Here is a 24,317-nt window from a genome sequence, read left to right as displayed (position 1 = left end):
TAGTGCAGAATGTTTTTGATCTGTTGGAAATGAAAGCTGATAAGAAAAACATCATGCTCATGTTTGACATGAAATACACCAAGCCGATCTATGTGCGTGCCGATCAGGAAAAAATTGAGCAAGTGCTGACTAATCTAATCGTGAATTCGGTTAAATACGGAAAAGAAAAAGGAACCACGGAAGTCAGCATAGAGAATTTAACAAATAATAAGGTGATTGTTCGCGTTACCGATAATGGAGAAGGGATTGAACCTCATAATGTTCCCCGACTGTTCGAGCGTTTTTTCCGTGTAGACAAAAGCGGGGCGCGTTCGGAAGGCGGTTCAGGACTGGGTTTGTCCATCGTAAAACACATCATCGAAGCACATAACGAGAAAATTTACGTGGAAAGTAAATATGGATTTGGTTCCGAATTTTCGTTTACTTTAGAAAAGGTTAAATAACTCTTCCCAATTCGGTTCTTCGCAATTAATGTTTTTCATTCCCTGATAAAGATCGGTTTGAAGCAAGTGTTCGGCTTTGAAATCACTTTGTTTTGATGAAGGAGCCACTCCCTTTTTTTTGAGCTTTTTGGCCAGATATTCCTGTTCGTATTGTCCCGGAGTCGGAATAAAAAAGGCTTTTTTACCCAATTTTGCCAAATCCATAATAGTAGTATAACCCGAGCGGGAAAGAACCATTTTGCTTTGGTTTAAAGCGGTTTCCAGCTCGGCCGAGTTCATAAAATTGTAACAGGTCACATTAAAGCGTTTGCTGCTTTTTTGTTCTTCTTCAATCACGCCACGGACAAAAAGAATAGAGCCGTTGTAGCTTTTTAGTTCCAAACGCAGTTTTTCCTCGAGTAAAGTGCGCTGTGGTTCTGGTCCTGATAAAATCACCATCAGATCGTAAATTTCTTCAAGGTCATTTTTGTTCAAACGACTTAATGGGCCAATATACTTCAGGTTGAGGTTAGTTCTTCTTAAATGCCCCAGTTTTCCGGATAAATTTGGTTTTCCAGCAACATCAGGAACCCAGCAGTTGTCAAATTTACGGATATAGAGCTGATGGATTTTTGTGGTGATCCAAGAAGTATTTCCGGTTAAAACATTTAATTGATGCGTAATGAAAACCGAAGGTGTTTTTTTAGAATGAACCCCCAAACGGTTATCCGAAATGATGCCGTGGATATCGTATTGCTGAATATATTTTTCAACAGTTTTTCGTTCATGCCGAACCGCTTCAACCATATTGGGGATTTGCCGGAGCATTTTCCATTTGAAATGAGCACCGTTTTGGGCATACTGAATTTTATAAGAAGGAAGTTCCAAAGCGGTAAGATGCGGAAATTCTTTTTTTAATAGCGCCAGGGCAACACCGTCAGAAGCAAGTATGGGTTCGAAACCGTTGTTTTCCAAAGCGTTGATAATCGGAATACAGCGTGTGGCGTGGCCTAAACCCCAATTCAAAGGTGCTACTAAAATTCTTTTTTTATTCATTTTTTTAGACGTTGACAATAACACGGCTTAACCGTTTAATAACCAATTCTTTTAAATGGATTGCTTATCTTTGGCCGCAAATTGATACTGCAAAGTAAAACTATTTTTATTGCGGTATATTTCCTTAATTTTACCAAAATTTTAAATTACGTCGTGGGAAGTAAAAATAAGTTAAAAAGGTTTAAGGAAAACGCTACATTTGATAACGTTTTTCAGCCAACTAGAGAAGAAGTGGTTAGCGGTTCATTTCCGTTAAAAGGCAAGTGGAATAAAGAATTTTTCAAAAACGATCATCCGCTGGTTCTGGAATTGGGCTGTGGGAAAGGAGAATATTCTGTTGGTTTGGCAAATCGCTATCCCGAAAAAAATTTTATTGGTATCGACATCAAAGGGGCAAGATTCTGGCGCGGAGCCAAAACGGCTGTAGACAGCAGCATGAACAATGTAGCCTTTTTGCGTACCCAGATTGAACTGATTGAGAATTGTTTTGCAGAAGGTGAAGTGGATGAAATCTGGATTACCTTCCCGGATCCGCAGATAAAATACAAGCGTACCAAGCACAGAATGACGAATTCCGAATTCCTGCAACGCTACAAGAAGATTTTAAAGCACGACGGATTGATGAATTTAAAAACGGACAGCGAATTCATGCACGGATATACCCTGGGGTTGCTTCACGGACAAGGACACGAGGTGATTTATGCGAATCATAACGTGTACAAAAACGAAGGGGCGCCAGATGTGGTTACGGCGATTCAGACCTTTTATGAAAGCCAGTATCTGGAGCAGGACAAAGCAATTACATATATCCAATTCAAAATCAAATAATGCATTATTTGTTGCCGCTCCTTTTAGGTTTTACCGCAGCATCAGTGGGTGTGGCTCCTCCGGGGCTGCTCAATATGACCGCGGCAAAAGTAAGCGCTGTAGATGGAAGAAACCGAGCCCTGATGTTCGCCTTGGGCGCCAGTGTCACGGTTTTTTTTCAGACATACATTGCGGTTTTATTTGCTAAATTCATAGACAGGAATCCTGATATCGTGATTCTTTTGGAAGAAATCGGGGTTTTTATTTTTTTAGGGTTGACGATTTACTTTTTTTTGGCAGGCAAAAAGAAAAAGAAGAAAGAAGAAGTTTTTCAGGAAAAAAGCAAAACCAACCGTTTCTTTTTAGGGATGTTGTTGGCGTTCCTCAATTTACTGCCCATTCCGTATCATGTTGTGATAAGCATTTGGTGTTCCAGAAAAGGCTGGTTTATCTTTAACCAAGCGGATATCTCGCTTTTTGTTTTGGGTTCGGTATCAGGATCTTTTCTGATGTTCTATCTCTACATTTTATTTTTTAAGAGAAAAGAGACTGATGAACCTTCATTTTTGATGACCAACGGAAATTACATCATCGGAACCGTAACGGGAATCATTTCTTTATTTACCATTTTTAAAATAATCACCAGTTAAAAATGGCTTCGGACAACGATAATTTTTTCGAGAGAGTATATACGGTTGCCCGCCAAATCCCTTACGGAAAAGTTACGTCCTACGGCGCCATTGCAAAAGCACTTGGAACAGCCCGTTCGGCAAGGATGGTTGGCTGGGCCATGAATGCGTCCCATTTAAAAGAAGATATTCCGGCACACCGAGTGGTCAACCGGAAAGGAATGCTTACCGGGAAACATCATTTTGGCGGGACGAACCTCATGCAGCAATTGTTGGAGAGTGAAGGTATTAAGGTTGTTGATAATCAGATTGTCGATTTTGAAAAACATTTCTGGCAGCCGGAAGTGAATTTTTAATAAATAATTCACAAAACTTTTCCCTTTTCCCTTTTCCCTATTAAACTTTTCAAGCTATCTTTGCAATCTAAAATCAGTCTTAATAAAGAACTGAAAAAGAAAGATTTAAAGCATTTTCACATAATATGAAATTAGACAGAAAAGAAATTCTTGGTGCTTTGGAAACCATTTCCATTGCCGGAGAAGGAAAAAATATGGTTGAAAGCGGAGCGGTACAAAACGTAATCACTTTCGGAGACGAAGTAGTTGTTGACGTACTTTTACATACTCCGGCCCTTCACATTAAAAAACGCGCTGAAGTAGACATCATCAAGGTAATCCACGAAAAAATATACGAAAAGGCGAAGGTTAAAGTCAATATCAAGGTTGAGGCTCCGGAAAAACCTGAAATCAAAGGAAAATCGATCCCAGGAATCAGTAACATTGTAGCCGTTTCTTCCGGAAAAGGAGGAGTAGGTAAATCTACTATCACCGCTAATTTAGCAGTTTCCTTGGCGAACATGGGCTTTAAGGTTGGTGTTTTGGATGCTGACATTTACGGGCCATCAATGCCCATCATGTTCGATGTTGAAAAATCAAAACCGATTTCAGTAGAAGTAGACGGAAAATCAAAAATGAAACCCATTACCAGCTACGGAGTGGAATTACTTTCCATCGGATTTTTTACAAGTCCTGACCAGGCCGTTATCTGGAGAGGTCCAATGGCGTCAAAAGCGTTGAACCAAATGATTTTTGATGCGGATTGGGGCGAACTGGATTTCATGCTAGTCGATTTACCACCGGGAACAGGAGACATTCATTTATCCATCATGCAATCGTTGCCACTTACCGGAGCAGTAGTTGTAAGTACACCTCAAGCAGTAGCTTTGGCTGACGCTAAAAAGGGAGTGGCGATGTTCCAGAACGAAAGCATCAACGTGCCGGTTTTGGGAATTATCGAAAATATGGCTTATTTCACCCCGGAAGAATTACCAGAAAATAAATATTACATCTTCGGAAAAGAAGGCGCTAAAAATCTTGCAGAAGATTTAAATGTACCTTTCCTTGGAGAAGTGCCAATCGTTCAAAGCATCCGCGAAGCTGGTGACTACGGTCGTCCGGCAGCGTTGCAGACTGCTTCGCCGGTACAGGCCGCTTTCGAAGAATTGGCAAGGAGCGTGGTGTCGGAAACGGTGAGGAGAAATGACAGCCTTCCACCAACCGAAGCAATAAAAATTACAACCATGGCAGGCTGCTCTGCTGTAAAAAAATAGATTTTTAGATTTTCAGACAATTAGATTCTTAAAAAATAATCGTTGTCTGAAAATCCAATAATCTAACAATCTAATAATCTATAACAGATGAATACAGAAGAACTTACGTCAAACATTCAAAAAGCATTGGATGAAATCCGTCCGTTTTTAAATTCCGATGGAGGAGACATCTCGCTGGTGGATATCGAAGACGGGAAACACGTAAAAGTGCGTTTGGAAGGTGCTTGTACATCTTGTAAAATAAACCAAATGACTTTGAAAGCGGGTGTGGAAACTACGATTAAAAAGTATGCGCCACAAATAGAAACCGTAGTAAACGTAGCTTAGTTATTTGGGCGTGACCACTAGGGTCGGGCTATCCGCTATATCTTTTTTGGTGACTTCGAGAGCCTCAGCCACCAAAAAAGGATGCCGCTCCTATCCCTCACGCAAACCTGACATTAATCATATTTGATGACTTTTCAACTATGTAACTTTGCAACGTAGTAACTTCGTTACTCTGAAATTTTTTAAAAAATGATTGAAACAGACATACTAATTATCGGTGCGGGTCCTACCGGCCTTTTTGCCGTTTTTGAAGCAGGGCTTTTAAAGCTGAAATGCCATATCATAGATGGTTTGCCACAACCGGGCGGACAGTTAACCGAACTTTATCCCAAAAAACCCATTTTCGATATTCCTGGATTTCCTTCAGTGTTGGCAGGAGATCTGGTACAGAACCTAATGGAACAGATTAAGCAGTTTCAGCCTGGTTTTACCTTGGGTGAAGTGGCCGAGAAAATCGAAAAACTGGAAGACGGCACATTTATCGTAACTACGAATAAAGGAACCGAGCACAAAGCAAAAGCCGTTGCTATTGCAGGTGGTTTGGGAAGTTTCGAGCCAAGAAAACCGTTAATTGAAGATGTTGAATTTTACGAAGATAAAGGTGTAGAGTATTTCGTAAAAGACCCGGAAAAATTCCGTAACAAGCGAATTGTAATTGCCGGAGGAGGTGATTCGGCGTTAGATTGGAGTATTTTCCTTGCGGATGTAGCGAAAGAAGTTACGTTAATCCACAGAAGAAACGAATTCCGTGGCGCTTTGGATTCCGTAGAGAAAGTTCAGGAGTTGAAACATGCAGGAAAAATTCATTTGATAACGCCTGCTGAAGTAGTTGGATTAAACGGATCAGAACACCTGGAATCTATCGATATTGATGAAAACGGTGCACACCGCAACATCAAAACCGATTATTTCATTCCGTTATTCGGATTAACGCCTAAATTAGGGCCTATTGCGCACTGGGGCTTAGAAATTGAGAAAAATGCCATCGTGGTAAACAATGCCTTGGATTATCAGACCAATATCGAAGGGATTTATGCGATTGGCGATGTAAATACTTATCCGGGTAAACTGAAACTGATCCTTTGTGGTTTCCATGAAGCGACATTAATGTGTCAGTCGGTTTACAACAAACTGAATCCGGGTAAAAAATATGTATTGAAATACACCACGGTTTCCGGAGTTGACGGTTTCGACGGAACAAGAAAAGAAGCTGAAAAAGCGGTAGTAAAAGCAATTGATTAATACTCCTGCAAGGTTTTTAAACCTTGTAGGTCTTTCCATAAATTATGTCACAAGACGTTACCATAAAAATAATAGACAGGGAAGGTGTCCCTCACGAAGTACAGGCGCCTACCGACATGAACATGAACATCATGGAACTGGTTCGTGCCTACGAATTGGCCCCGGAAGGTACCATCGGAATCTGCGGCGGAATGGCCATGTGTGCTTCCTGCCAATGTTATGTTTTAAACGATGTGGAACTGCCGGAAAAATCTGCTGATGAAGATGCGATGCTTTGGGAGGCTTTTAATGTGAAAGAAAATAGCCGACTGGGTTGTCAGATCCATATAACGGAAGCCATTGACGGACTGGAAGTGGAACTGGCTCCAGAGTCTTAAGAAAATGTAATAAAAAATCCCGATTTATTCGGGATTTTTTATTTATACTGCTAAATGTGTTTCGTGAATGTGTTCTTCAATGGCATCCCATAAGCCGATGCGTTTTTCCAACGCCTGAATGGAAATGCTTTCCACTTCTTTCCATTTTTGGTTGTCGTTTCCGCATAGTTCGGTTATCATTTTCATGGCCATTGGTCCGTGGTCATCCGCATCCAATTCGATATGTCTTTCGAAATAATAGATCAGTTTCGTTAAATTGGTTTCCGGGAAATTCGCCTGGAAATTTTTCAATATTTCAGAAAACATATCCGGAATCAAATCTTCACGGCCAAAGGTAAACGCTGCGGCAATCTCGTGCGGTTTTCCATGTTCAATTACCTGGAACGTAAAATCAAGGAAATCCTTAATCTTCGGATGTAAGTCACTGATTTTGATGGAGACGAAAATATTCTGCATCGAAATTACGCTTTCTAAAAAGGTCTCGATATTGTCGGTATTCGCGCCGCAGGCTTTCATGGCGTCCAGATACATCTCGAAATGGCTCTGTCTTGTTCCGTCAAGGCTTATATCGGACTCTTCGGCCAATACAATTTCATTGATCAGATAACGCATTTCCGCATTCGGTGAAGCAAACCAAGGTGTTGTGGTGCACGTCAGCTTTTGCTGAAGCGCCTTTAATAACGACATAAAATCCCAAACGGCATAAACATGTCCTTCCAGGAAATGGTGTAAGTCATCAATATTCTGAATTTGCTTGTACAGCGGGTGATTTAGTAAAAGATCCTTTTGGGGTTGGATCCTTTTGTTTACGGTTTGGATATTCATAGCAATAGTAGTTTTGAAGTACGAAATTAAAAAAAGCTTCCCATATCAGAGAAGCCTTTAACATTGATTTAATCAATTGTGAAATTGATAAAGATTATTTGAATGCCGAGAAACCGGTCACGTCCATTCCTGTGATTAACAAGTGGATATCGTGCGTTCCTTCATAAGTGATTACCGATTCAAGATTCATCATGTGGCGCATGATCGAATATTCTCCGGTAATACCCATTCCTCCTAACATCTGACGTGCTTCACGGGCGATTTCGATAGCCATGTTCACGTTATTTCTTTTTGCCATTGAGATTTGTGCAGAAGTAGCTCTTCCTTCATTTCTCAAAATACCTAATCTCCAAGTCAATAATTGCGCTTTGGTGATTTCAGTGATCATTTCGGCTAATTTCTTTTGTTGTAATTGCGTTGCTCCGATTGGTTTGTCAAACTGGATACGCTCTTTTGAATATCTTAAAGCTGTGTCATAACAATCCATTGCAGCTCCGATAGCTCCCCAGGCAATTCCGTAGCGAGCTGAATCCAAACATCCAAGCGGCGCTCCAAGGCCTGATTTGTTAGGTAATAAGTTCTCTTTCGGTACTTTTACGTTATCGAAGATCAGTTCTCCGGTAGCCGAAGCTCGTAACGACCATTTATTGTGCGTTTCCGGAGTTGTGAATCCTTCCATGCCTCTTTCCACGATTAACCCGTGGATTCTTCCTTCTTCGTTTTTTGCCCAAACCACTGCAATATCGGCAAATGGTGCGTTGGAAATCCACATTTTGGCACCGTTCAAAAGATAATGGTCGCCCATATCTTTGAAGTTGGTTGTCATTCCGCCAGGGTTGGAACCGTGATCAGGCTCTGTTAAACCAAAACAGCCAATCCATTCTCCGGTAGCTAATTTTGGTAAATATTTCATGCGTTGCTCTTCGTTTCCGTATTTCCAGATAGGATACATTACCAAAGAAGACTGAACCGATGAAGTGGAACGTACACCGGAATCACCACGCTCGATTTCCTGCATGATTAATCCGTATGAAATCTGGTCTAAACCGGCACCACCGTATTCTACAGGAATATAAGGTCCGAAACCGCCGATTTCACCCAAACCTTTTACAATCTGTTTAGGGAATTCAGCTTTTTGTGCGTATTCTTCAATAATTGGGGATACTTCTTTTTTAACCCATGCACGAGCAGAGTCACGCACTAATTTATGTTCGTCTGTCAGTAAGTCGTCTAACAGGTAGTAATCAGGAGCTTGGAATAAGTCTGGTCTCATTTAAATAAAATTTTTGGTTCACAAAAGTAAGCAAAGAAATTTAACTATTCAATCTAGGGGTGTTATAATTTAAAGCAAATAATAGTCGCCTAACCTAAATTAAATGTATATTGGCTATTTTTGTATAAATTTTCGTAACGAACGTAATGAGACTATTATTTTATTTTTTGATTTTCCTGCTGACGAACTCCCTTTTTGCCCAAAAAAATGGAGTCTTAAGCGATAAGGAATATTTGAAAATGCAGGATAAAGCCAGAGTATTGATTAATTCTGATGTTGATAGTTCCTTATTCTACGCAAACAAAATTGAAAAATCCAATGACTATCTGCATCAGTCTTTCGCTGTAGGAATAAAATCATATCTGTATCAGTTAAAAGGAGACAGCATAAAATCCAAACAGTTATATAAAGAAGCTTTCGATTTGATCAAAAAAGTTCCAGCGGGAATCGAAAAGAATAAAACCAATGCTTATCTGCTAAATTATGGTGGTTTGGCCGAATGGAAAAGAGGGAATTACGGAAAAGCTCTTGAGTATTACCAAAAAGGTAAAAAACAGTCCGAAGAGCTCAACGATCTTAAGCAGGTGGTTAAGTTCAACAACAACATTTCGGTAATCAATAATGAGGTGGGAAATTATGATTTGGCAATTCAGGCGGCTAAAGGATCAGATAAAATTACGGATAAGATTGAATATCTGTATGATGATGAACAATTCGCCAACAGTAAAACCCAAATCAATTTAAATTTGGGTAACTTCTATGAGAAAAAGCATACGCTTAACGAAGAAAATACTGCCCTGCTGGATTCTGCCGAATATTATTATAAAAGAGCCATTTTATTTTCACGAAATCTGAAGATTTTCAAGGTCAGTGCCGAAGTAGGTTTAGCCAATATATATTACCTGAAAAAAGATTTCAATAACGCCAAAAAAATATATCATAAATTATTGGCTGAAACTAAATCCGATGACCTGAAAAAATATTTCTGCGCCAGTAACCGGAACTTGGGTCAGGTTTATTACAACATTGAAGAATATGATAATGCTTTGATTTACTTTAAAAAAGTTGATTCAGTATACCATAGCAATAAAAGTTTCTTCACGGATTTTATTTATTCGAATTATTTTCAGGCCAAGATTTATGCCCATAAAAAAGAATACGATAAGGCGCTGAAGCATTCGAGAATATATTTGGAAAATTTTGAAAAAAATGAGGCGAAACTAAATAGTGAAACCATTGATGTAAACTTCAATTTAAGCAGTAACGATCTGCAGAAGGATATGAATGATTTGCAGAAGAGGTATAAAAACAGAAGCCTGTTAACCAAGGCTGCCTTTGTTTTTTTAGCAATCCTATTTGTCCTGCTTGTTTTGGGTTTAATAAAATACCGCAGTGATAAACGCAAAACAGATAAAAAGCTGAACGAGCTGATTCTTCAGTATAAAGAAGAAAATGAAAAAAAGAATTTAATAATCGAACAAGAGGAGGCAAATCTGATTCCGGATATTATCACTGCAGAGAACATAGAAAGTATCACCAAGAAGGAAAATGCCGTTATCAGTATTGATGAGATTAAAGAAAATGAGATAGTTGATAAACTCAAAAAACTGGAAGATAAATTATTATACCTGAATCCTGATTTTACGCAGCAATTTGTCGCAAAAAAAATCAAAACAAATACGACCTACCTGTCCTATGTGGTAAATAAGCGATTTGGGAAATCGTTTAGTGAGTATTCAAATGAACTGAAGATTAATTATGTTATCAATGAGATGATAACCAATCCGACCTACCGAAAATATTCCACACAAGCCATTGCTGAAAGTGTTGGGTTTAAGAATGCCGTTTCATTTACAAAATCCTTCAGCAAAAGAACAGGCGTAACACCCGTTCAATTTGCTAAAAAATTAGATAGTGAATTGTAATTGTCGTTAGTCTGTTATTCTGGCATCACCATTTGCTCCTGATCCAGCACTTGGGGGAACTGTCGGAGTAGTTGTAGTTGTGGCCACTATTATAGGATCACCCATGAATGAGGTCGACATTATTGTCACATCCCCTTTTCCTAAAATCGTCTTTTTTTGATTCTTCGATAATTCATTTGATGCAAAGTCTTCGAAATTTAATTTTTTAGTTTTCATATTAGTTGTGTTTGACTATTGATTTTTCCAAAAATAAATCGAAACTAAATGCAATTTGTCAGACAAATGAATTTGAAAGCCTTATGTTGTTATTTTTTATTCAAGTTGTTGAGGGTTAGAATTTTATAATTTTTATTTGCGTTAATAATTTATAAATTATGCATGTAATAATTTGCAAATTGTAAGAATGAGGGCTTTTTTTGTTTCAGCAAGAGTGGAATATTTGCCTTGAATATTTCGTGACTCTGCGGAGAAAAATAAAAAAGCTTTATGATAAACGTCGTTAAAAAGTATCTGGTTAAAAATAATTATTCTGAACAAAAAGAGGATTTTGGATCGTTTTTCTTATCCCATCCCAATTACCCGAGTGTCTTTGCCATTACAGATTCATTAGACGCATTGTCCATTCCGAATGAAGCCATCAAAGTTCCGAAAGAACAGTTTGTGGAGTTGCCGGAATATTTTTTAACCCTTCTTAACGATGAGATGGTTTTGGCGCAGAAAAAGGATATTTGCGTTACTATCGAATTTGAAAACGGTAAAAAGAAAGACCTTACTTTTAACGAATTTCTTACCGATTGGGATCAAATTGTGATAGCGATTGAACCGAATGAGATAATTGAAATCAGGAAAGAATCCCTGAATATAAAATGGCTTCGTTTTCTCCTTCCGACGGTTGTTTTACTATCGATTTCATTGGTTTATAAAGAGTACAACGTCGGAAGTCTTACCTTGTTATTTACTTCTTTAATCGGCTTGGTAGTGAGTGTTTTCATTCTGCGGGAACGTTTTGGGTACATGAATACAGGGGTTTCCAAAATTTGCAGCATCAAAACGAATACTTCCTGTAATTCGGTAATCAACTCGAATTTCGGAACAAAATGGATTCAGCTTTCAGATCTGCCTTTTTTGTTTTTCGGAATCAGTGTTATGGCTATAGCGATTCAACCTAAAGATTCAGCAACGATTGTCGGCTTATTTAGTGTTTTTTCCTTACCTATTTTATTGTATTCCATTTGGTTGCAGAAAATAGAATTAAAAAAATGGTGTGTTTTATGTTTGGCTATTTCCTTCCTGATGGTAACACAGGTTCTGATTTTTGTCTTTGAAAACGAATCTTTTCCGGTACTATTTTCAATTCGTTTTTTCGAATTTTTATTCACCGCCTTTCTTTTTACTTCGATTTGGATGTTGATCAAGCCTGTTTTTGAAGCCAAGAGTATTGCTGATAAAGCGATTGTCGAATCGGTAAAACTAAAAAGAAATTTCTCGCTTTATAATTTCCTTTCCAAAGAGATCCCAATGATAGAGAGCTTTGAACAGCTGGAAGGATTGTCTTTTGGAGATAAAAATGCAGCTGTCCAATTAACAGTGATAATCAGTCCGAGTTGCGGTCATTGCCATAAAATTTTTGAAGACGCTTTTAAAATGGTAGCCAAATTTCCGCAACGGGTTTTCTTGAGCGTATTGTTTAATATCAATACAGAAAATGATGAAAATCCCTATAAAGTGGTTGTGGAAAATTTATTGGCTATGAGTGCTTCTTCACCGGAAAAAGCAACTGAAGCTATTGTCGATTGGCATATTAATAAAATGGGGCTGGACGAATGGAAGGCAAAATGGGCAAGTAACATTATTGATATGAAAGTAAAACATCAGATTTACCAACAGTATCAATGGTGTCTTGAGAACGGATTTAATTATACGCCGGTAAAAATCGTAAACGGGAAGCTGTTTCCGGAAGGATATGAAATAAGCGATTTAAAATATTTTTTAAACGAATTTTCACAGGAAAGACATGCCATGGATGAAACTATTTTGGTCATAGCCTGAAAAATACCGAATGAACATGAAATACAAATTTCAGAAGTTTGAAACTATGGCGATTATTAACAAATACTAAAAACTTTAATTATGTTACAAGATATTTTAAGTATCAAAGGGGTTGAAAAATTATCGAAAACGTTACAAAAAAGCATCAAAAACGAAAAGGTTATTTGTAAAGAAAATAAAATGTGCGCACAGTATGGAAAGCACTGTGAAGAACTCGCATGTAAAGAGATTCCGCATTTTGAAATAAATTTTCTTTAATCGTTTTAGTTTCATTTTTCCAAATAAGTCGCAGTTTCATTTCCCCAAAATGGCTGATCCTTTTATGTTTGAATCACGGATTTTTTTGAATCCGATTTGAACAGGGAAGAATCTTAATCCGGAATAGGCACACAGCCCCAAGTGTCTATAAAGGATTGGGATCTTGAGTTATATTTTTTTAGAATCCATTTACATTAGATATCATCTGTTCAGGATGATGCCCCGAATCTTTACTGAAGAGTTGTAGTTATGCTGCCTGGGAGTTACTTCCGGGCAGTTTTTTTAATAATCTTTAAAAGGTTTTTATTCCTAAAAGAATATCTTTGCTCAAAAATTCTTACAATTAAATTCAGTAAGTAACGTTTTAAGTTTTAGGTTAAGGCTTTAATTGTTGCGTTTTTTCTGAAAATTTATTGAAATTTAAAACATGAGATTAAAGATCGGAGTATCACTTTTTTTGACAATAACAGGGTTGTCATTTGTAGCAGGGTTGTTTTTTTCCTGCCAAGCAAAAAAGGCAATTAGTCAAAACGATACTATAAAAGAGCGAAACTATATTCCCTATTATTTAAAAGTGTACGAAGCGGACAGTTTGTACATCACTAAAAATTATCAGCGAAGTTATGCGATATTGGACAGCCTGTTTCAGAAGTATGAGCCCATTAATATGGATGTTTACTATGAATACCTGACTTATCTGGAACTTAAAAGTATGCTGAAAGTTGGAGTGTCTGAAAAAGAATTCGCGTCATTGGTTGCAATCCATGGTTATACTCTTGAAAATATACACGGCAATGATTATTTGTCTAAAGAGAAAAATAGTTCTGTTGTGGAAACGAATTATGAGAGTCTTAGAAATAAGTATTTGTCAGGAATTGATTTGAAATTGCGGGATTCCATAAAAAAAATGAAAGTGGATGATCAACGTTTCAGGGGTGCCAACTATCAGCAAAATATTGATAAGCAAAGAGCTATTGATGCCAGGCATGCGATTAAGTTGAAAGCGATTTTTGAAAATATAGGATATCCCGGTAAAAAGATCATAGGTAACTATAGTGTTGATAAAGTCAATTTTGTTGAAATAACCACAATGTTGCTGCATACCAATGACGAAGAACGTCTTTCCTATTTTATGCCAAAAGTAAAGGAATTTGTTGAGAGTGGAGCGGATACTCCCTGGGTTTATGGTGTTATGTACGATCAATACCTGTTGTATAATGGTAAGGAGCAATTTTACGGAACTTACGAAAACGAACTGCAAATTAGCAAGTCAGAGGTTAACAAACACCGAAGGGAAATCGGCTTGCCCAATTACGGGTATGAAAAATGGCGGACTAATAACAATATTAAAAATCAAATTATTTAATTACGCCCAACGGGTTACTTAATCATAAATAATTTTCTAATGAGAAAAACCTTTTTTACACTTATTATTTTAATCCTGACTAGCTTATATGGTCAAAATCAATATGGTCAAAATACGAGTGTTAAAACGAAATTTTATCAAAAAGACTTTGAAAAAAATAAAATAGATGAAGAAACGTATCAATTATGGAAGTATAAGTTTTTGAATTCTTCAAATATAAAAGACACGCTAATCCCATCGTTTTTTGTTGACGATAGAAATTATAAAGGGGTAATAAATTATGGTGTGCAATTTAAATCTAAAGATTTTAAAGTTTTTCAACTTTTAGAGAGTCATCGAATGTGGTATTTGAAGGTTAATTTTGAAAAAACAGTATTTAATCCAAAAGATAGTATCATTGAAATAGAAGGATTTGTGAATGGTGGTTGGGCAGATTCAGATAGTAAAAAATTGAAAGAAAAAAATATTGAAAATAGATTAGATATTTTTCTTGGGGAAAAAAAAGATACAATTGTTCACTGTTATTTAGGTAAAGTAGTAAATGAGGAGTTGATTGAAGTAAAAATAAAAGGGAGAGATGTTAATGAAAGTACCATCTTAGATACATTTCCGGCTTTTTATTTTAAAAATTATTCGCATTATAAAACAGTATCCAATGGGAAAAGATATTTTAAAATAAAGGGAAAAGTGGCAGCCAATACTATACTCGCCTTTGGTGATATAGGTTGTTATTCAGAAATTTTTGATTTAAGTACAATGATTTATAATTCAAAAAAGAATAGGAGAAAAAAAACAATAAAAAAAGACTTGCCTGCATACAAAATACTCATAAAAGATAATATTGTTTTATCAGATATTCAGAAAGATAAAATAAAAAACAAGGAAATAAATTATTATTCTTTTACTGAAGAAGCCGAAAATTTTATCTTAAAAAGGCAATATGCAAAAGCAAAAGAACAGTATAATTTATTGAATAAAAATTATAAAGTCATTTTTGCAAGAGATATACATAACGCCATTCGTTGTGCTCTATTTTCAAGAGATTATGAAAACGCTTATTATTGGACAGCGCAGTTAGCAAAAAAAGGAGTTGGAATTAATTATTTTAATTCCAAAATATTCACTTTGTTAAAAAAGCAAAAACAATGGAATGGCTTCAGTGTAAAATATGACTCCATTTACTATCAATTTCAAAACAGTAGAAACACTAAATTAAAAGAAGGGTTAGAAAAACTAGTAGAAGAGGACCAGGCTGATTATGGATTAGCTAATAGGAAAGATTCTAAAGTATTGTATGAAACAACAGAAAGAGTTACAGATAAATTAATAGCGTTGTTAAAAGAGGAGGGGTATCCTTCTGAAGAAAAAATTGGTGTTGATACAAAAAATGATACGGTCTTAAATCCGTTTCCAGAATACCACGTATTAATTAGACATGCTATACAACAAAATCCAAAAAATATTGAAGCTTTAAATGATTTATTGATTAAAAGTGCTCTAAAACTTGAACATGACAACAAAAGAAGCTCAATTGAAAAGTTCTATAATAACTCATGTTTTCATATTTACAAAGGCAATTTATATAATTCAAAATCGTGTGGTTTAAATGATTTAGATGTTAGAAAAATGAAATTTATTTTTAACAACCCTTATGTTTTTTTTTATTTATACGGAAAATTATATAATAACTGAATACGATAAAGAAAGTCCTGAAGCATATGATAAGTATTATAATGAAAACTTTAATTATATCATGAAAATCTCTGATGATTGGGAGTTTTACAACAAATAATTTTCTTGTATGGTTTTGATTTATAGTAAAGATTTTGATGATTTTGTACGGATTGGTAAGTCGGATAAGATCATACCTGAAGAATTTGAACGTTAGATAAAAAAATAATAAGTAAGTTTCCTTTTAACAAAAAAGTCGACAGCAAAGACTGCAGCCGAACCTGTCTATAAATCGTATCCAACATCTCGGAATTATGCATCTTAAACGAAACCAGCCGCTAGTGCTGTAATCTTTATTTTTTAACGATGCAGAAAAAGAAAAAGAGTTTTTTACAACTCTGTATCTGTTTATAATTTGTAAAATATCCTGTCAGAAGACATTGTGTTTGTGATTTAATTTAAAAAAAGCCTCTTTTTTACTTGAAAAATAACAAAATCAAGTATTTGATTTTGTTTGTATTACGCTGTTTTTCTTTTTTTGTAGGAAAATTATTTTTAAAATTTAACATTTTAAATTTGGAAAATATTTTCGGACGGGATATTATTGCAATCAAATTCTTACTTTTCTTAACAAAAGCAAGCGCGCAGTGAGTAGTGGAGCAAGAGAGGATTTTTAGAGTAATGAAAATATTAGTAATCATCTAAAAAATAGAAAAGATGAAAAAAATGAATTCAAAATTGTTTGAAAGTTTAAAGTTGAATGAGAGCGAAGCTAAAAGTGTCGTTGGAGGATTAACCACTTCAAAAGGTTCGGATACAGCAATGACTGGCGGACGTTATGATGTTGCTTTTAATACCACGGACAAAGGTGTGATTGATACCGTGTATACCAGTAATGGTGATGGTTCTTTAGATCAACCGGTTTAATCATTTTAGGCTGCCTGATTTTGGCAGCCTAAATCATAATTTTTTTTCTACGAATGTCTATTAGTAATATGATAGGTGCTGGATTTATTTAAAAACTATTTTTGTTTCATTTGATAGCTTTAATTTAGTTGTATGTTGAAGTTTTTCAATTCTATTATAATAAAATTATGAAAAAATTCTTGTTAATTTTAGTAGTTTCTTTTTGGTGTGGAGAATTTGCTTATAGCCAAAATAATTATGATTCGTACCACTCATTTATAAGGCAATCAAGTAGGATGAACAGTGATTCAGTAATTATTTATTTGGAAAAAGCGATCAAAGAAAATGAACCGTTTTCAGAAGACTTAAAATTTTTAAGTTATCAATATTTTAAAAAGGGAAATTATAAAGAAGCTAAAAAAGCTTTTTATGAGGCAATACGATATGGGTACCAGTTTGAGTCTGATCAGACTCATCAAGGAGGTTTTACGATTGAATACGATTTAAGTTTTATAAATATTGTGGATAAAAGTAATTATGGTGTTTTTCTCAATGATCTCTATAAGAAAAAACAAAAAAAAATGAGAAGGCTAAGAAATAATTATTTGAAGGAAGTTAACAAAAATGACAATGATATATTTGAAAATATACTGCAAAATGAAAAGTATTTTCAAGAATTGCGGTTCCTTTTTTTTGATAATAAAGTCAAAGATTCTTTAGGTCTTAACTATATCGCAAAATACGGGGCAACACCTAATAGTTATTATATGTTGGAACTTTTAAAAAAAGGAATTTTTCCAAAACGGAGAAAGTGCGCAAGGTTTAATGGTCAGACAATTACAATGCTATTAAATCATGCAATTGCCTGTTTTTTAAACAAGGAAGATGCTTTGGAATTTGTTGGGCTCCTATGGCCACTCGTGGAAAAAGGCGAATTAACACCAAATGAATATGCTTCAGCATACGATCATTATGTTCATCATTTTATAGACGAAAATAAGGGAATGTTTGGTACAATGGGAATTATCGATGATCAAGGGAATTTTATTTTAGAAGATCTTTTATTTCCATCAGAGGTTAATAATATTAGAAAAAAATATTGGAGTAGTAGTATTGAGGAGTTTTGTAGAGAAAGAAATTGGAAATTGCCAAAGAATTATGGAAGATAAATTGATTTTAATATGTTCAGACGTGTCTGAAGCTAGTACGGATGTAGTATGTTCATGGTTAGCATATTATGGTAAAAAATTCGTTAGGATATCCAGTAACAATGTGATTACGATTAAAAGAATTATAATAGATGAAAAGAATGAGGATATACTTTTTAGTATTGATAATTTAGAATATATGTTGTCAGATTTTAAATCATATTGGTACAGGAGGTCTCATTTGAAATTTGCAGATTTTAAAAGTGTTGAATTTAATTATGAAGTGCTGGATTTAAGTTGTGAAGTTTCTTCCTTTTTGAAAAAGGAGTATTCTAAAGTTATAGAATATTTTGTTTATAAACTTGATGAGTTGGCTGTACTGAATAAATTCGATGACAATAACATAAATAAATTAAGAGTTTTATCACTCGCAAAATGTTTAAATTTAAAAATACCTAGTTCAAACATATTGGATGATTTAAAAGTTTTGGATTTAACTGATAAAAGGTATGTTACAAAAGCAATTTCTGATTTTATGATAAAAAAAGATGGAAAAGTATTTTACTCGATGACTCAAAAAGTGAACTGTGAAGATGGAGAAAATATGTTTTATTCTTTGGTTCAAGAAGAAATCACTAAGAAATTTGAAATAAGAAGTTTCTTTTTCAATAATTACTTTTATAGTTCTGCTATTTTTTCACAAGAAAATGAAAAAACGTCTTTGGATTTTAGGAATTATGATCATGAAAATCCAAATAGGGTTGTGCCTTTTAAATTGCCGAACTTTATTGAAGAAAAATTGCTTCAATTGTGTAAAATACTTGAATTAAAATCAGGGAGTTTTGATTTGGCTTACACAAAAAATGGAGATTATGTTCTCTTTGAAGTTAACCCCGTAGGGCAATTTGAGCAAGTATCTGATCCCTGTAATTATAACATACATAAAGAAATAGCTTTAAGCCTATGAAAGCGAATGATAAATTTCCCATAATAATAAAGAAAATTCAGTCATGTCCTGTCGTGTCTTTAGATTTGCATGAAGTTCAAAGTAAAAAATTTCAAACTACACGACATACTGTGAGAGAAATATATTTGAGAACCACCTTTTTTTTAAAAAAATAAAATGTATCAGATTTATAACAACTTGTTTTTCTGCAAAGGATATAACAGAACATTAATCTATGATTCGTTAAACGCGAAAATCAATTTTATTCCAAATCACTATTTTGAGCTATTAAAATCTACTGACTTCTTTATTAATAGAGATGATATTGATAAGGATTTGTTTTCTTTTTTATGGGAAAAGGAATTAATTTTTGAATCAAATGAAGAACTCAGAAAATGTTTTCCGAGCTTCAATGAAGATGTGGAAATTCCGTACGATATAATAACTGTGGTTATTGAGTTGTCAGAGATCAATGGCTCACAACTTAGTAAATTTAATGAAGATGGAGTAAATGGTACCATACCTCAGTTTAATTTTATATTTTCTGAATTTACTAATATTAAATCTGTGGAGTCGTTTGCTGATTTTATCAACGAAAATGAAGCGGATACCTTCGAATTGACTATGGTTGAGGGTTTTGAACATGCCGAATTACTTTTTAAATTATTAGAAACCGTAAAAAAAATAATTTCGATAAATAATTTTTCGACTATCAAGATAGTTGATAATTCAATTCATAAAAATAGATTTAATAATAATGTTGATGAAATAAGTTTAAGGATATCGCCTAATTTGCTAACGTACTTTGAGTCTTCAAAATTTCACGTTTATTTTAATAGAAAATTATTTATTGGAAAGGATTCTGAAATTAAGAATGCTAAGGAAACAGATAAAGTATTTGGTTATTTAAAAGACATGCAGAGTATAAGTATTAAGGATTTGATATCACAAAATGAATTTAAAGAATTTTGGGATGTGAAAAAAGATGATACTTTTGTATGCTCGGATTGTGAATTCAGAAGGTTATGTGTTGATAATCGTATTCCTATTAATGAAAAAAACAAGTGGAAACATAATACTGAATGTAATTACAATCCATATATAAGTAAATGGCAGCATGAGGAGGGTTATTTATCATTGTCTGAGTGTGGAGTGAGAAGTGAGTTAAATGAATTTTACGTTGATAGCGAAAAAATTAATCGGATTAATTTCCAACTTTGGGGTGAATAGTAATGCTTAAAAGTTTTCCCTTTTACAAACAAGCCGACCAAAAAGACTGCGGACCCACCTGTTTAAAAATCGTTGCCAAACATTACGGCAAAACTATTAACATTCAGGAATTGCGCAACCTAAGCGAAACCACCCGCGAAGGAAGTAATTTGCTTTTTCTAAGCGATGCAGCGGAAAAAATCGGTTTCAGAAGCTTGGGTGTAAAATTATCTGTAGAAAGACTGGAAGAGGCTCCGCTTCCGTGTATTTTGCATTGGAATAACAATCATTATGTCATTTTATACAAAATAAAAAAGAACACTTTTTTTATTTCCGATCCTGCTCAAGGACTTTTGGAGTATTCAAAAGAAGAATTCATCAAATTCTGGATAGGAAACAATGCCGATGAAACCACTCAGGAAGGCATCGCCTTACTATTGGAACCCACTCCAAAATTCCATCAGTCCGAATTCGATACAGAAGAGAATAAAGGCTTGGGTTTCGGTATGTTGTACCAGTATTTGTGGCGTTATAAATCCTTTTTGATTCAGTTGAGCATCGGTTTAATGGCGAGCAGTTTGCTGCAGCTGATTTTTCCGTTTCTGACACAAAGTGTCGTTGATGTAGGTATCCAGAACCAAAACATCAATTTCATTTACATGATTTTGTTCGCGCAGCTGTTTTTGTTTGCTGGGAGAACGGGCTTGGAACTCATTCGAAGCTGGATAACGCTTCACCTTTCCACAAGGATAAACATTTCGTTGATTTCGGATTTCTTCATAAAACTGATGAATCTTCCGATTTCCTTTTTCGATGTACGAATGACCGGCGACATCATGCAGCGGATTAACGATCACCATCGTATCGAACGAATCCTCACCACATCGTCGTTAAACGTTTTGTTCTCCGTAATCAACATGGTGATTATGGGAGGTGTCCTGATGTACTATAACCTGCAGATTTTCTTCGTGTTTTTTGCCGGTAGCATTCTGTATTTCGGATGGATAACCTTGTTCTTAAAAAGAAGGGAAGCTTTGGATTACAAACGATTTTCCGAAGTGAGCCAGGAGCAAAGTAAAGTGATGGAACTCATTAACGGGATGCAGGAAATTAAACTCCACAACGCCGAAAAGCAAAAACGCTGGGGTTGGGAATATGTTCAGGCACGATTGTTCCGGGTTTCCATAAAAGGTTTGGTGTTGGAGCAAACGCAAACCATCGGTTCTTCCGTAATCAACGAACTGAAAAATATTTTTATCCTGTTTTTATCGGCTAAACTGGTAATCGACGGTGAAATCACACTCGGGATGATGATGGCGATAAGTTCGATAGTGGGAAGTTTAAACGGACCCATTACGCAACTCATCGGATTTGTCAGAGAAGTACAGGATGCCAAAATTTCCCTGGTCCGACTTTCTGAAATTCATGAAAAAGAAGACGAAATCCAACAGGAAGAACATCAGATACATGATGTGCCGCAAAACGAAGACATTCACATCAAAGAACTGTCCTACCGCTATCTGGGATCGGATATACCCGTTCTGGAGAATCTGAATCTGACCATCCCGGCCAATAAAGTAACGGCTATTGTAGGTGTCAGCGGAAGCGGGAAAACAACCTTAATGAAATTGCTCCTGAAGTTTTATGAACCTAATTCTGGCGAAATCAATCTTGGAAACACGCAGTTAAAAAATATTTCCCAAAAAGCTTGGCGTAACAATGTAGGTGCAGTGATGCAGGAAGGTTTTATTTTTAATGATACCATCGCCAATAATATAGCTGTTGGTGTTGATATTATCGACAAACAACGCTTGGTTTATGCTGCTGATGTGGCTAATATTAAAGACTATATTTCGGGTTTGCCTCTGGGCTACAATACCAAAATAGGCTCGGAAGGACTCGGGATGAGTACAGGTCAGAAGCAGCGTTTGTTAATTGCACGCGCCGTTTATAAAAATCCGGAAATGTTGTTTTTCGACGAAGCGACTTCGGCTTTGGATGCCAACAACGAAAAGGAAATCATGCAGAAACTGGATTTGTTTTTCAAGGATAAAACGGTTGTGGTTATCGCCCATCGTTTGAGTACCGTAATGAACGCCGATCAGATTGTGGTGTTGGATAAAGGTAAAATTATTGAAATGGGCAACCACTCGGCCTTGGTGGAACAGAAAGGGAATTATTTTGAATTGGTGCGAAACCAATTGCAGTTAGGGAATTAATCATGGAAGAGAAGAATAAAGACACGTTTGAATTACGCAGCGAAGAAGTGCAGGATATTTTAACGAAGGTCCCACATTGGATGATCCGCTGGGGAACGGTTTTGATTTTCGGAATCATCGTAATGTTGTTTTCTGTTTCCTGGTTTTTGCAATATCCCGATGTAGTGGCTTCCGAGATTGTGATTACCACCAATATCCCGCCTGAAAAATTGGTGGCCAAAGTTTCCGGAAAGATTGAGGCTATTTTGGTAAAAGACAAAATGACGATAAAGGAAAATACGCCATTGGCTGTGATTGAAAATTCGGCCAATTACAAAGATGTTTTTCTGTTGAGTAAATTAATTGATGAGTCGGAACAAGGCGCAAAATTCCCATTTGAAAAATTAAAAAATGCACAGTTGGGTGAAATCGAAAATGCTTTTGCTGTTTTCCAGAAGGATTATATTGCCGAAGGATTAAATGCCGATTTAAAGCCGTTTCAGGTTGAAAATACTGCTCAAAAATCAGAGACCGGCCAAATCCAGGAACGATTAAGTTTGTTGCAGCAGCAGAAAGGCATTAACGAACAGGAGCTGAAACTGCAGAAGAATGAAATCAATCGTTATACAACACTGCATGATAAAGGCGTAATCTCCGATCAGGAATTCGAAACCAAAAAACTGAATTGCCTGCAGTCTGAAAAAAATTATAAGAACCTGTTGACGTCCATTTCGCAATTGAAATCTTCTTTGATTGAAAATAAAAGAGCGGTTAAAGGAACGGAAATCGGCGGAACAAAAGAAGAAGTAACGTTAAGTCGGAATGTTGCACAATCGTTTTTCCAGTTAAAGAAGGCTATTAAAGATTGGGATCTTAATTATGTTTTGAAATCATCTATTGAAGGAGAAGTTTCTTTTGCGCAGATTTGGGTGGAGAACCAAACGATAGCGGCAGGCGACAACGTGTTTTCAATTGTGCCGAAAACGGAAAAAGGTTATATCGGTAAAGTAAAGGCGCCGGCGCACAATTCAGGAAAAATCAAAGTCGGACAGCAGGTGAATATTCGTTTGGCCAATTTCCCGGATCGTGAATTCGGAATCCTTAAGGGTGAAGTGAAAAACATTTCGTCAGTTCCGGACAAAGAAGGGAATATCATGATGGATGTGGCTTTGCCTCAAAACCTCAAAACAACTTATAAAAAAGAAATTCCATTCCAACAGGAAATGAAAGGATCAGCCGAAATAATTACCGAAGATTTACGTTTGCTGGAACGAATCCTGTATCAGTTCCGGGACGTTTTTAAACCGAATTAAAATTTCAGGTAAAAGTCTTTTGTGAGTGCAATGTACCCTGGAGTATACTGATGTCTCGCGGTTTCAATGACCAATTCATCAATAAGCGGAGTCTGCTCAATGCGGCTGAATGCCAACAAGCTGCGTTTGATTTCAGTGGTTGGAGTGCCTTTAACGCGGGTGATTTTTAGAGGAAATAAGCCTCTTTCAGCGCAAAGGTTTTTTAGCTTTTCTTCTTCTTTGAAAGGAATAATCAGGGAGAAAATGCCGTTTTCCGATAAGAAAAAATCAGCGGCTTCTACTAATTCTTCAAAAGGCAAAGAGTCTTCAAAACGGGCATTATCACGTTGGTCGTCCCCGGATTTATAGTCATCGGTGTAAAACGGAGGATTGGAAACAATCAGGTCAAATTCCTCATCCACTTCGTCCACAAACTCATCCAGTCCTGCATGGTAACAGTACAAACGATCGTTCCAGGGCGAATTTTCAAAGTTTTCGGTAGCCTGTTCGTAAGCGTCGTCATCAATTTCGATAGCGTCAATCTGTTCGGCGTTGCTGCGTTGTGCCAGCATTAGTGCGACCAAACCGGTTCCGGCACCAATATCCAGAATATTGTAAGGATTGTTGATAAGTGGAGTCCAGGCTCCTAATAAAACACCATCGGTGCCCACTTTCATGGCGCAGCGGTCCTGTTCTATTTTGAACTGTTTAAATTGAAACATGTTTCGGGAGTTTCTGCCTGTTGAGGCTGCGAGTGTTAACTATCCTAAGTAAAGATCTAC

24 protein-coding genes are annotated in these 24,317 nt (G+C 36.0%); 19 read left to right on the top strand and 5 right to left on the bottom strand.

Annotated features, from left to right (window positions below; all coding sequences use genetic code 11):
• Window positions 1-443 (top strand): sensor histidine kinase (locus VLB74_RS08715; RefSeq protein ID WP_325203069.1); only part of this gene is annotated, 443 nt, incomplete at its 5' end.
• Here VLB74_RS08715 and VLB74_RS08710 read toward each other — a convergent pair.
• On the bottom strand, window positions 426-1,478 hold the full coding sequence (locus tag VLB74_RS08710) for a glycosyltransferase (protein WP_325203068.1): 1,053 nt from the start codon (window positions 1,476-1,478) through the stop codon (window positions 426-428). The genes VLB74_RS08715 and VLB74_RS08710 overlap by 18 nt on opposite strands.
• 153 nt (window positions 1,479-1,631) lie before the next feature.
• Here VLB74_RS08710 and trmB point away from each other — a divergent pair, with 153 nt between their 5' ends.
• The 7 genes from trmB (at window position 1,632) to VLB74_RS08675 (ending at window position 6,469) form a co-directional block, all read left to right on the top strand.
• On the top strand, window positions 1,632-2,306 hold the full coding sequence (trmB, locus tag VLB74_RS08705; RefSeq protein ID WP_325203067.1) for a tRNA (guanosine(46)-N7)-methyltransferase TrmB: 675 nt from the start codon (window positions 1,632-1,634) through the stop codon (window positions 2,304-2,306).
• Window positions 2,306-2,935 carry a LysE family transporter gene (locus VLB74_RS08700; protein WP_325203066.1) on the top strand — a complete coding sequence of 210 codons (630 nt, stop codon included), beginning with the start codon at window positions 2,306-2,308 and terminating at the stop codon, window positions 2,933-2,935. Before trmB ends, VLB74_RS08700 begins: the two co-directional genes overlap by 1 nt.
• A gap of 2 nt (window positions 2,936-2,937) precedes the next feature.
• Window positions 2,938-3,270: an MGMT family protein gene (locus VLB74_RS08695; RefSeq protein ID WP_325203065.1), complete on the top strand. Its 333-nt coding sequence runs from the start codon at window positions 2,938-2,940 to the stop codon at window positions 3,268-3,270.
• Window positions 3,271-3,395: 125 nt separating this feature from the next.
• Window positions 3,396-4,523 (top strand): Mrp/NBP35 family ATP-binding protein, encoded by a 1,128-nt coding sequence (locus VLB74_RS08690; protein ID WP_325203064.1) that lies wholly within the window; start codon window positions 3,396-3,398, stop codon window positions 4,521-4,523.
• Window positions 4,524-4,610: 87 nt separating this feature from the next.
• Window positions 4,611-4,850, top strand: coding sequence for a NifU family protein (locus tag VLB74_RS08685; protein ID WP_325203063.1), 240 nt, complete (start codon window positions 4,611-4,613; stop codon window positions 4,848-4,850).
• A gap of 189 nt (window positions 4,851-5,039) precedes the next feature.
• Window positions 5,040-6,092, top strand: coding sequence for an NAD(P)/FAD-dependent oxidoreductase (locus tag VLB74_RS08680; protein ID WP_325203062.1), 1,053 nt, complete (start codon window positions 5,040-5,042; stop codon window positions 6,090-6,092).
• Window positions 6,093-6,136: 44 nt separating this feature from the next.
• On the top strand, window positions 6,137-6,469 hold the full coding sequence (locus VLB74_RS08675) for a 2Fe-2S iron-sulfur cluster-binding family protein (protein ID WP_325203061.1): 333 nt from the start codon (window positions 6,137-6,139) through the stop codon (window positions 6,467-6,469).
• Between the two features lie 42 nt (window positions 6,470-6,511).
• On the opposite strand, the gene VLB74_RS08670 is transcribed toward VLB74_RS08675, so the two are convergent.
• Both VLB74_RS08670 and VLB74_RS08665 read right to left on the bottom strand, forming a co-directional pair.
• Window positions 6,512-7,294, bottom strand: a complete 783-nt coding sequence (locus tag VLB74_RS08670; RefSeq protein WP_325203060.1) for a DUF3050 domain-containing protein — start codon at window positions 7,292-7,294, stop codon at window positions 6,512-6,514.
• Window positions 7,295-7,388: 94 nt separating this feature from the next.
• Entirely contained in the window at window positions 7,389-8,567 is a 1,179-nt protein-coding gene (locus VLB74_RS08665) for an acyl-CoA dehydrogenase family protein (RefSeq protein WP_325203059.1), read from the bottom strand.
• 146 nt (window positions 8,568-8,713) lie between these two features.
• On the opposite strand from VLB74_RS08665, the gene VLB74_RS08660 reads away from it, so the two are divergent.
• A complete protein-coding gene (locus VLB74_RS08660) occupies window positions 8,714-10,492 on the top strand; it encodes a helix-turn-helix domain-containing protein (protein WP_325203058.1) in 1,779 nt (592 codons plus the stop codon).
• Window positions 10,493-10,498: 6 nt separating this feature from the next.
• Here the strand turns inward: VLB74_RS08660 and VLB74_RS08655 are convergent, their stop codons facing one another.
• Window positions 10,499-10,708, bottom strand: coding sequence for a hypothetical protein (locus VLB74_RS08655; protein ID WP_325203057.1), 210 nt, complete (start codon window positions 10,706-10,708; stop codon window positions 10,499-10,501).
• Between the two features lie 270 nt (window positions 10,709-10,978).
• Between VLB74_RS08655 and VLB74_RS08650 the strand changes: the two genes are divergently transcribed.
• From VLB74_RS08650 to VLB74_RS08605, 10 genes are all read left to right on the top strand, one after another.
• On the top strand, window positions 10,979-12,541 hold the full coding sequence (locus tag VLB74_RS08650; protein WP_325203056.1) for a vitamin K epoxide reductase family protein: 1,563 nt from the start codon (window positions 10,979-10,981) through the stop codon (window positions 12,539-12,541).
• An 81-nt stretch (window positions 12,542-12,622) separates the two neighbouring features.
• On the top strand, window positions 12,623-12,799 hold the full coding sequence (locus VLB74_RS08645; protein WP_325203055.1) for a hypothetical protein: 177 nt from the start codon (window positions 12,623-12,625) through the stop codon (window positions 12,797-12,799).
• Window positions 12,800-13,226: 427 nt separating this feature from the next.
• Window positions 13,227-14,165: a hypothetical protein gene (locus tag VLB74_RS08640; protein WP_325203054.1), complete on the top strand. Its 939-nt coding sequence runs from the start codon at window positions 13,227-13,229 to the stop codon at window positions 14,163-14,165.
• A gap of 39 nt (window positions 14,166-14,204) precedes the next feature.
• The gene (locus tag VLB74_RS08635; RefSeq protein WP_325203053.1) at window positions 14,205-15,857 is read left to right on the top strand and encodes a hypothetical protein; all 1,653 of its coding nucleotides are present in this window, start codon (window positions 14,205-14,207) and stop codon (window positions 15,855-15,857) included.
• A 705-nt stretch (window positions 15,858-16,562) separates the two neighbouring features.
• Window positions 16,563-16,763: a hypothetical protein gene (locus tag VLB74_RS08630; RefSeq protein ID WP_325203052.1), complete on the top strand. Its 201-nt coding sequence runs from the start codon at window positions 16,563-16,565 to the stop codon at window positions 16,761-16,763.
• Window positions 16,764-16,930: 167 nt separating this feature from the next.
• Window positions 16,931-17,911, top strand: coding sequence for a hypothetical protein (locus VLB74_RS08625; RefSeq protein ID WP_325203051.1), 981 nt, complete (start codon window positions 16,931-16,933; stop codon window positions 17,909-17,911).
• Window positions 17,901-18,857 carry a grasp-with-spasm system ATP-grasp peptide maturase gene (gene gwsG, locus VLB74_RS08620; protein ID WP_325203050.1) on the top strand — a complete coding sequence of 319 codons (957 nt, stop codon included), beginning with the start codon at window positions 17,901-17,903 and terminating at the stop codon, window positions 18,855-18,857. The genes VLB74_RS08625 and gwsG overlap by 11 nt, the downstream gene beginning before the upstream one ends.
• A gap of 156 nt (window positions 18,858-19,013) precedes the next feature.
• Window positions 19,014-20,066 (top strand): hypothetical protein, encoded by a 1,053-nt coding sequence (locus VLB74_RS08615; protein ID WP_325203049.1) that lies wholly within the window; start codon window positions 19,014-19,016, stop codon window positions 20,064-20,066.
• A gap of 2 nt (window positions 20,067-20,068) precedes the next feature.
• Complete coding sequence (locus VLB74_RS08610; protein WP_325203048.1) at window positions 20,069-22,264, top strand: peptidase domain-containing ABC transporter; 2,196 nt, start codon at window positions 20,069-20,071, stop codon at window positions 22,262-22,264.
• 2 nt (window positions 22,265-22,266) lie between these two features.
• Window positions 22,267-23,556, top strand: coding sequence for an HlyD family secretion protein (locus VLB74_RS08605; RefSeq protein ID WP_325203047.1), 1,290 nt, complete (start codon window positions 22,267-22,269; stop codon window positions 23,554-23,556).
• Here VLB74_RS08605 and VLB74_RS08600 read toward each other — a convergent pair.
• Window positions 23,553-24,257: a tRNA1(Val) (adenine(37)-N6)-methyltransferase gene (locus VLB74_RS08600; protein WP_325203046.1), complete on the bottom strand. Its 705-nt coding sequence runs from the start codon at window positions 24,255-24,257 to the stop codon at window positions 23,553-23,555. The genes VLB74_RS08605 and VLB74_RS08600 overlap by 4 nt on opposite strands.
• Between the last annotated feature and the right edge of the window lie 60 nt (window positions 24,258-24,317).

It is taken from the genome of Flavobacterium sp., from assembly GCF_035456225.1.
Lineage (GTDB): Bacteria > Bacteroidota > Bacteroidia > Flavobacteriales > Flavobacteriaceae > Flavobacterium.
This window is presented reverse-complemented; position numbering and strand designations above follow the sequence as displayed.